General features: G+C 49.4%; 9 protein-coding genes and 2 tRNA genes. 10 read left to right on the forward strand and 1 reads right to left on the reverse strand.

Annotation, left to right across the window (positions count from 1 at the left end; genetic code table 11):
• Window positions 1-100: 100 nt before the first annotated feature.
• Complete coding sequence (locus HW447_RS09080; protein WP_176254986.1) at window positions 101-517, reverse strand: DUF4190 domain-containing protein; 417 nt, start codon at window positions 515-517, stop codon at window positions 101-103.
• Window positions 518-815: 298 nt separating this feature from the next.
• On the opposite strand from HW447_RS09080, the gene HW447_RS09085 reads away from it, so the two are divergent.
• The 10 genes from HW447_RS09085 (at window position 816) to HW447_RS09130 (ending at window position 8714) form a co-directional block, all read left to right on the forward strand.
• Window positions 816-2972, forward strand: coding sequence for a Tex family protein (locus HW447_RS09085; protein ID WP_176254987.1), 2157 nt, complete (start codon window positions 816-818; stop codon window positions 2970-2972).
• Window positions 2962-3390 (forward strand): tRNA (adenosine(37)-N6)-threonylcarbamoyltransferase complex ATPase subunit type 1 TsaE, encoded by a 429-nt coding sequence (gene tsaE, locus HW447_RS09090; protein ID WP_176254988.1) that lies wholly within the window; start codon window positions 2962-2964, stop codon window positions 3388-3390. Before HW447_RS09085 ends, tsaE begins: the two co-directional genes overlap by 11 nt.
• On the forward strand, window positions 3387-4148 hold the full coding sequence (gene tsaB / locus HW447_RS09095) for a tRNA (adenosine(37)-N6)-threonylcarbamoyltransferase complex dimerization subunit type 1 TsaB (protein WP_176254989.1): 762 nt from the start codon (window positions 3387-3389) through the stop codon (window positions 4146-4148). Before tsaE ends, tsaB begins: the two co-directional genes overlap by 4 nt.
• A 25-nt stretch (window positions 4149-4173) precedes the next feature.
• Window positions 4174-4623 (forward strand): ribosomal protein S18-alanine N-acetyltransferase, encoded by a 450-nt coding sequence (gene rimI, locus HW447_RS09100; RefSeq protein WP_176254990.1) that lies wholly within the window; start codon window positions 4174-4176, stop codon window positions 4621-4623.
• A gap of 246 nt (window positions 4624-4869) precedes the next feature.
• Window positions 4870-5112 (forward strand): hypothetical protein, encoded by a 243-nt coding sequence (locus HW447_RS09105; RefSeq protein WP_176254999.1) that lies wholly within the window; start codon window positions 4870-4872, stop codon window positions 5110-5112.
• Window positions 5113-5315: 203 nt separating this feature from the next.
• Window positions 5316-6227, forward strand: a complete 912-nt coding sequence (locus HW447_RS09110; protein ID WP_176254991.1) for a ribonuclease Z — start codon at window positions 5316-5318, stop codon at window positions 6225-6227.
• Window positions 6228-6232: 5 nt separating this feature from the next.
• Window positions 6233-7267 carry a tRNA (adenosine(37)-N6)-threonylcarbamoyltransferase complex transferase subunit TsaD gene (gene tsaD / locus HW447_RS09115; RefSeq protein WP_176254992.1) on the forward strand — a complete coding sequence of 345 codons (1035 nt, stop codon included), beginning with the start codon at window positions 6233-6235 and terminating at the stop codon, window positions 7265-7267.
• Window position 7268: 1 nt separating this feature from the next.
• Window positions 7269-8012, forward strand: a complete 744-nt coding sequence (gene ispD, locus HW447_RS09120) for a 2-C-methyl-D-erythritol 4-phosphate cytidylyltransferase (RefSeq protein WP_176254993.1) — start codon at window positions 7269-7271, stop codon at window positions 8010-8012.
• A 472-nt stretch (window positions 8013-8484) separates the two neighbouring features.
• Window positions 8485-8570, forward strand: a tRNA-Ser gene (locus tag HW447_RS09125).
• A 55-nt stretch (window positions 8571-8625) separates the two neighbouring features.
• Window positions 8626-8714: transfer RNA gene (locus HW447_RS09130), tRNA-Ser, on the forward strand.
• Window positions 8715-8870: the final 156 nt, after the last annotated feature.

Here is an 8870-nt window from a genome sequence, read left to right on the forward strand (position 1 = left end):
GGTATTTGTATAAAATTAAGAGGTGTTTTCCTGACTGGTCAAGCCAGTGGAAAACACCTCTTTTGCGTAGCGTTATTTATGAAGGGGAATCTTCAGTATTCTAGTGAACCGGTGTATTCACCTGAAGCTGCTCCATCATTCGCTGCTGAAGCTGGTAAAGAAATTGATTGATCTGAGGGCCTTTTACCGGATCGCGCAGCAGATCGTAAAACTGGATCAGCTGAGAGAAGAAGAAAAAGGTCAAAAGAATGGAAAAACAGCTTAGCAGAAAGCCAATCATGGCTTTGGTGGGAATAGATCTGCGGGAGGATGAATCTGAATTCCGGGCCATAAGAGCAAGGACAATACCGCCCGCTCCGCAGATCAGCCCTGCTGGATAGTTTCCGCCGATCAAAAGGGATACAGGCAGATACAGCAGGCTGAGAAACACGCTGATAATGCCGCAGATGAGAGAACAAACGGCATATTTTTCCGAGGAAACCAGAGGATTCTTTTGTTTTTTATAAATACTGCTCATAGCGTTAAATAAGATCGCCTTTCTTTGATAATGTATGGGTCAATGTGCGACAGACAGGCTCCCTTTTTAGAACCTATCAATAAACAAGGCCTATTCTAACATGAAAACGTCTGCCTGTCCAGTGCGTCCGGGGAAGATTCATAAGGCCCGATATGGGGAAATGGAAGCACAGGGCTTTGGCAATAAAATCAGGCTCTCCGGCTTTTAATGCCCGTTTGTAAGGGGAGTCTTGCATAAGCCTGTCCGATGAATTATAATAAAACAGTTACCGAATGAATAAAGACAGTGAGGAAAATTCATGGATATTATTAAAACACTGGCCGACGAATTAAGCATCGGCCGCCATCAGGCAGAGGCTGCCGTAAAGCTGATCGATGAGGGAAATACTATTCCGTTCATCGCCAGATACCGCAAAGAAGCCACAGGTTCATTAAATGACGAGGTTCTGCGTACACTGGATGAACGTTTAAAATATCTCCGCGGCCTGCAAGACCGCAAAAAACAGGTCATTGCAACGATTACTGACCAGGGAAAGATGACGGCCGAGCTGGAGCGTCAGATTCTCAGCGCCGCCACGTTGGTTGCTGTAGAGGATCTTTACCGTCCCTATAAGCCAAAACGCCGCACAAGGGCCGCCATTGCCCATGAAAAGGGATTGGAGCCGCTGGCAGACCTGATCCTCCTTCAGGCGGTAAAAGAGCCTGTGGAACAGGCGGCGGCCAGTTATATTTCCGGGGAAAAGGGCGTAGAGACGGCTGAGGATGCCGTTCAGGGAGCCATGGATATCCTGGCAGAGAGGATTTCTGACAACGCAGTTTACCGCACCTGGATCCGCAATATGACGATGAACAAGGGACTGCTCCAGTCTGCTGCCAAGGATGAGAGCGTAAAATCTGTTTACGAAACCTACTATAATTACGAGGAACCGGTTAAAAAAGCTGCAGGACACAGAATCCTTGCCCTAAATCGGGGCGAGGGCGAGAAGATCCTGAGTGTAAAGGTGGTTCCTTTGGTGGATCAGATTGTGGGATATCTGGAAAAGCAGGTAATTACAAGGGATAATCCATATACATCTCCGGTGCTTAAAACCGTAGTAAAAGACAGCTACGACCGTCTCATCGGGCCTTCTGTGGAGCGGGAGATACGGAGTGAGATCACAGAAAAGGCAGAGGAAGGAGCTATCCGTGTATTTGGAAAGAATTTAGAGCAGCTTTTGATGCAGCCTCCTATTAGCGGACGGGTGGTTTTAGGCTGGGATCCCGCCTTCCGCACGGGATGCAAGCTGGCCGTGGTAGACAGCACAGGAAAGGTTCTTGATACTGTGGTTATCTACCCCACTGCTCCCCAGAATAAGGTGGCAGAATCAAAAAAAATCTTAAAGGACATGATTCACAGATATAACATTTCCCTGATTTCCGTGGGAAACGGCACTGCCTCCAGAGAGTCAGAGCAGATCATTGTGGAGCTTTTAAAGGAAATAAAAGAACCAGTGCAGTATGTGATCGTAAATGAGGCAGGCGCCTCCGTCTATTCCGCCAGCAAGCTGGCGACAGAGGAATTCCCAAAATTCGATGTAGGACAGAGAAGCGCTGTATCCATCGCACGCCGCCTTCAGGATCCGTTAGCGGAGCTGGTTAAGATTGATCCAAAGTCCATTGGCGTAGGCCAGTACCAGCATGATATGAACCAGAAGAATCTGGGGGCTGCTTTAGAGGCTGTGGTGGAGGACTGCGTGAATAAGGTGGGCGTAGACTTAAATACCGCCTCCGCCTCCCTGCTGGAGTACGTTTCCGGCATCAACAAGACACTGGCAAAGAACATCGTAGCTTACCGGGAGGAAAACGGTGCATTCAAGACGAGAAAGCAGCTTTTGAAGGTAGCCAAGCTGGGCCCCAAGGCCTTTGAACAGTGCGCTGGCTTTATGCGCATTACAGGAGGAGAAGAACCCTTAGACGGCACCAGTGTCCATCCTGAGAGCTATGGGGCTGCAAAAAAGCTGCTGGAGACGCTGGGATACAGGGAAGAAGAACTGATCAGAGGCGGTATTCCAGGCATCAGCCGCCGGATCAGGGACTACAGGGAAATGGCAGAGGAGATAGGGGTAGGCGAGATCACGCTCCGGGACATTGCGGGAGAGCTGGAAAAGCCGGCCAGAGATCCAAGAGACGAGATGCCAAGACCTGTTCTGCGCAGTGATATCCTGGAGATGAAGGACTTAAAGCCCGGTATGGTATTAAAGGGCACAGTTCGCAATGTTATTGATTTTGGCGCTTTTGTAGACATCGGTGTACATCAGGACGGGCTGGTGCATATTTCACAGATGACCGACCGTTATATCCGTCATCCTCTGGAGGCTGTCAGCGTAGGGGATGTGGTTGAGGTAAAGATTCTGGGGGTAGATCTGGAGAAGAAACGGATCTCGCTGACCATGAAAGGGGTAAAGGATGGTAATTGAGACATTTGACCCAAAAGAGACATACGATCTGGGGGTGAAAATGGGCTGCGAGGCAAAGCCGGGACAGATTATTTGCCTGAACGGAGACCTGGGAGTGGGAAAGACCGTATTTACCCAGGGCTTTGCGGCGGGGCTTGGAATCACTGAGCCGGTAAGCAGTCCCACCTTTACCATTGTACAGCAGTATGAGGAAGGCCGCCTGCCCCTCTATCATTTTGACGTATACAGGATTGGGGATCCAAGTGAAATGGATGAGATCGGTTATGAGGATTATTTCTATGGCCAGGGCGTTACCCTGATCGAGTGGTCAGAACTGATCCAGGAGTTTCTGCCTGGTCATGTTACGGAAGTAACCATTGAAAAGGACTTGGAAAAGGGATTCGACTACAGACGGATCTGTGTGGAGGAAAGAGCATGAGGGTGTTAGGAATTGAAAGTTCATCCCTGGTTGCCAGTGTGGCACTGGTGACTGACGATATTCTCACCGGAGAATACACTGTAAATTTTAAAAAGACCCATTCTCAGACGCTGCTTCCCATGCTGGATGAGATGGCAAAGCTTCTGGAACTGGATCTGAATACGCTGGACGCTGTCGCGGTGGCCGGCGGCCCCGGTTCCTTTACGGGTCTTCGGATTGGCGCGGCTACGGCCAAGGGGTTGGGGCTGGCTTTAAAAAAGCCTCTGATCCATGTGCCTACCGTAGATGCCCTGGCATATAATATGTGGGGAGCTTCCGGACTGATCTGCCCTATTATGGATGCCAGACGATGTCAGGTCTACACAGGCCTGTACCATCTTGAAAACGGAATGGAGATTCTTATGGAGCAGCAGCCCATGGATATGGGGGAACTGGCAGAGGAGCTAAACCACAGGGGAGAGAAGGTTATTTTTCTGGGAGACGGCGTTCCGGTATACAGGGATATGATCCGGGAAAAGGTAAGCGTTCCCTGCTCCTTTGCGCCGGCTCACATGAACCGTCAGCGTGCGGCCAGTGTGGCTGCGCTGGGAAGTCTGGCTTTGGATCAGGAAAAAAAACAGGGTGGCTATCACGGCGTTTTTGTGGTGCCAGCAGACGATTTTACCCCTGATTATTTAAGAAAATCCCAGGCAGAGCGCCAGCGGGACGCTGAACGTTCGCCGGAGGGAGAAACAGGCAAGCTTCCCGGGGATTATTGATTCTGACGGATCAGAAGGAGAGTATATGGATAAGAACGTTATTCTGCGCCCCATGGAGGCGGCAGATCTGGATCAGGTGGAAAAGCTGGAACAGACGTGTTTTTCCCATCCCTGGTCTAAAAAGCTGCTTGAAGAAAGCTTAAACAGCCGTCTCGATACCTGTTTTGTATGCCAGTTTGAAAATAAGATTGCGGGTTACTGCGTAGTCCGAATCTTGGCAGGAGAGGGAGAATTGCAGCGCATTGCCGTCTTTTTGCAGTATCGCAGACAGGGCTTTGCAAGGCGCCTTATGGATGAAGTGATGGCCTTTGCGCGCGAAAATGGAGCTTCGGCCATTTCGTTAGAGGTTCGGGAGAGCAATACAGGGGCCAGACATCTGTATGAAGCCTATGGATTTTGCCAGGAGGCGGTGCGAAAAGGCTATTATCAGAATCCGTCAGAGGACGCGGTCATTATGTGGAACCGCGGAATATAGGACAGAATGAGGAAAACTACGTTTCCTGGGGAAATATACAGCAATTCCCACTTAAAATTGCATATAACTGCGTATATAATGGAGAGGAATCGAAGGTTCCTCTCCGTTTTGCGCTGTGCTGTATCCCGGGAAACAGTCGGTTTTGTTTGTCAACCGGATGTTCAGTCATATTTCAGGCACTGCAGAGGTGTACGCGGCAACAGGAGGAAAATGAGAGATTATGAAAGAGAAAAGCGAGGCATATTGATGAAAAAGTACCATAAGAACGGGCAGCTGGAAACACTGATCTGCAACTGCTGCGGAAAGAAACTGGCGGTAGACCACGGCATCCTGCGTGAAGGAGCGATATCTGTCGACTATACGTGGGATTATTTTTCCGAAAAAGACGGACAGATTCACAGGTTTGATCTTTGCGAGGAATGTTACGATGAGCTCATTGGAGGGTTTAAGATCCCTGTAGATATAAAAGAGCAGACGGAATATCTGTAAAATGCATCTGGAGTACGGTCAGCGTTTCATGAGCCGAAGAAAGGAACGGTCTGGATATAAGAGGTTTTGCCGGATTTTTCCCGGATGCTTGATTATTATGCTGTATCTGTGTTATGATTTGAAAAAGCCGGCTTTTACCACGTCTGCCTGTTAAGGGCGCAGGTAATTCCGGCGCTACTGACATAGAAAATGAGGATAATAATATGCTGGATATATGTTTACTGGGAACCGGAGGGATGATGCCCCTTCCATACAGATGGCTGACCTCCATGATGGCAAGATGCAGCGGAAGCAACCTGCTCATTGACTGTGGGGAAGGTACCCAGATTGCCTTAAAGGAAAAGGGCTGGAGCCCTAAGCCCATAGATACCATCTGTTTTACTCACTACCATGCAGACCACATAAGCGGTCTTCCGGGGCTGCTTCTGACCATGGGAAATGCAGAGAGAACCGAGCCTCTGACCCTGATCGGCCCCAGAGGCCTGGAACGGGTGGTAAATGCCCTTCGCATGATCGCGCCGGAACTGCCCTTTGAGCTGCGTATGATCGAGTTGACAGAGAACCGTCAGCAGCTTACTATCGGTCCCTATGTGATTGATGCATACAAAGTAAATCATAACGTGCTCTGCTATGGATATACCATTCAGATTCCAAGAAAGGGACGCTTTGACGTAGAGCGCGCCAGGGTGCAGCAGATTCCCCAGAAGTTCTGGAACCGTCTGCAAAAGGGAGAAACCATTCCGTACGACGGCAGGATTCTGACTCCCGATATGGTTCTGGGACCGGACCGCCGCGGTCTGAAGGTAACTTACTGCACTGATACCCGTCCGGTTCCTGTGATCGCTGAATATGCCGCCGGATCCGACCTGTTTATCTGCGAGGGTATGTACGGTGAGAGGGAGAAGGCTGCCAAAGCCAGAGAATACAAGCACATGACTTTTTATGAGGCAGCCACTCTGGCAAAAGAAGCGCAGCCGGGGCAACTGTGGCTGACCCATTACAGCCCCTCTCTTACAAGACCCGATGATTATATGGACGAGGTGCGAAAGATATTTCCGCGGACAAAAGCCGCCAGAGACGGCTGGAGCATGGAACTGGAGTTTGATGAGGAGTGAGGATAATGAACGTGACTGAAACAAAAGATATACTGATACTTGCGATAGAAAGCTCCTGCGACGAGACGGCAGCCTCCGTAGTAAAAAATGGCCGTACCATCCTTTCCAATGTGATCTCATCCCAGATCGATACTCATACAGCTTATGGAGGCGTGGTACCTGAGATTGCTTCCAGAGAGCATATTAAGGCTATTAACTATGTGATCGAGAGGGCGTTGACAGAGGCAGCGGTGACCTTAGCGGACATTACTGCTATCGGCGTTACCTACGGTCCAGGCCTGGTTGGCGCTCTTCTGGTAGGTGTGGCAGAGGCCAAGGCCATCGCATACGCCGCTCAAAAGCCGCTTATCGGTGTTCACCACATTGAAGGCCATGTTTCTGCTAACTTTATTGAAAATAAGGATCTGGAGCCGCCCTTTGTGTGCTTGATTGTATCCGGAGGCCATACACATCTGGTGATCGTAAAGGATTATGGCGAGTTTGAGATCATCGGACGTACCAGGGATGATGCGGCTGGGGAGGCTTTTGATAAGGTGGCCCGTGCCGTGGGGTTGGGTTATCCGGGGGGTCCTAAGGTAGACAGGGCTGCCAAAGAGGGCAATCCCCATGCCATTGAGTTTCCAAGGGGCAAAGTGGCTGATTCCCCCTATGATTTTAGTTTCAGCGGTTTGAAGTCAGCGGTTTTAAATTACATTAACCACGCGAAAATGACCGGGGAAGAGATTTGTGTGCCGGATCTGGCGGCGTCTTTTCAGAATTCTGTGGTAGATTCTTTAGTCAGCCGTGCCATTCTGGCAACTAAGGAATACGGCTATCAGAAGCTGGCCATTGCGGGAGGTGTCGCTTCTAATACCGCCCTGCGGGCCGTCATGGAGGAAGCCTGCAAAAAGAACGGGATTTCATTTTACCATCCGTCCCCTGTTTTCTGTACGGACAATGCGGCCATGATCGGCGTGGCGGCTTATTATGAGTATATACGGGGAAAACGTTCAGGCTGGGATTTAAACGCGGTTCCCAATTTAAAACTGGGAGAGCGCTGATATGAGCAAAGAAAAAGGAAAGGTTGGAGCAATTGTCCTTGCCGGAGGTCATGGCAGCAGGATGAAGAGCAAGATACAAAAGCAGTATATGTTTGTGGAAGGAAAGCCTCTGATCTGCCATACATTAGATGCTTTTGAGCGCAGCGTGGCAGATGAGGTAATCCTGGTAACTGGTATGGCAGAAATTGCTGCTGTGCGCCGGGAGATCGTGGAGGTATACGGTTTTGAGAAGGTTAAGGCTGTAGTAGCGGGAGGGGCAGAACGGTATCATTCTGTATATGCCGGTCTGCGCGCCCTGACAGGCTGCCCATGGGTGCTGATCCATGACGGAGCGCGTCCTCTGGTAACGAAGGAAATTATCAATCGTGCGGCAGAGTGCGCCCGCCTTTATGGCGCCTGCGCCGTGGGGATGCCTGTAAAGGATACAATCAAGATTGCTGATGCCAGTGGGTATGCAACAGAGACTCCGGACCGCCGCCTTTTATGGCAGATCCAGACCCCGCAGGCGTTTTCATATGACCTGATCCGTCGGGCCTATGATGAGATGATGGCAGATGAGCGCCTGCAGCGGGGAATTACAGATGATGCCATGGTGGTGGAAAGCCGAACGGACTGGAGGGTACGCCTGATCGAGGGCAGCTATGAAAACCTGAAGGTGACCACGCCGGAGGATCTGGTACTTGCCAGTGCCCTGTTAAAGGCGCGGAAGGAGCGTAATGCAGCGGACGGCAGAGAATTTTCATGACATATATAATCAGTTTCGATAGTTGGACTGGGGGGGGGGGTCGGAACTTTCCGGGAAACTGGATATCAGCCTTAAGATGGTTCAGGAGGCAGATACTCAGCCGCTATGGGGGTAGCCGTGTGTATCATAATTATGAAGGAAATAAAAAAACAGCATTCCAAAAGGGGAGGCTTGTACGGATATAAGGAAGGTATGGGCGTTAATGGCAGATTCTCTGGAAACATGGTAAAACGGGGAAAGAAGAGCTGTGTCTGTCTGCCGCCGAAAGGATGCTTGAATCTCTTTCAGAGAGGCAGTAAAAAATCAAGAATAAAATGAAAAAAAGTGTTGACATATGTCGAAAGACGTGATATTATAATCAAGCTGTTGCTGATACAGAAAAGTACAGCGCTCAAGAAGAAATGAAAATTAAAAAAATGAAAAAAGTTCTTGACAAAATGCTTTTGATCTTGTAAAATAGAAAAGCACATTTGGAGAGATATCGAAGTGGTCATAACGAGGCGGTCTTGAAAACCGTTTGTCCGAAAGGGCGCGTGGGTTCGAATCCCACTCTCTCCGTTGCGGACAAGCAAAAAGGCTGTCCGGTAAAAGAATAGAAAAATAAATCAACCAAGCAGAAGTACCCAAGTGGTTGAAGGGGCTCCCCTGGAAAGGGAGTAGGTCGTTAGTAGCGGCGCGAGGGTTCAAATCCCTCCTTCTGCGTTCGCAGCTAAAAGCTGTGACGAACCTTAAAAATTGAAGATTAAACAGTATGTAAAACCCTGAAAATTCTAACAATTCAAAAGGTTTGGTTTAGACCTTTGGATTTGAGAAAATTCAGAACAAAAACCAAGTAAAACGGTTTAAGATAACATTAGC

It is taken from the genome of Enterocloster alcoholdehydrogenati (assembly GCF_013282095.1).
Taxonomy (GTDB): domain Bacteria; phylum Bacillota; class Clostridia; order Lachnospirales; family Lachnospiraceae; genus Enterocloster; species Enterocloster alcoholdehydrogenati.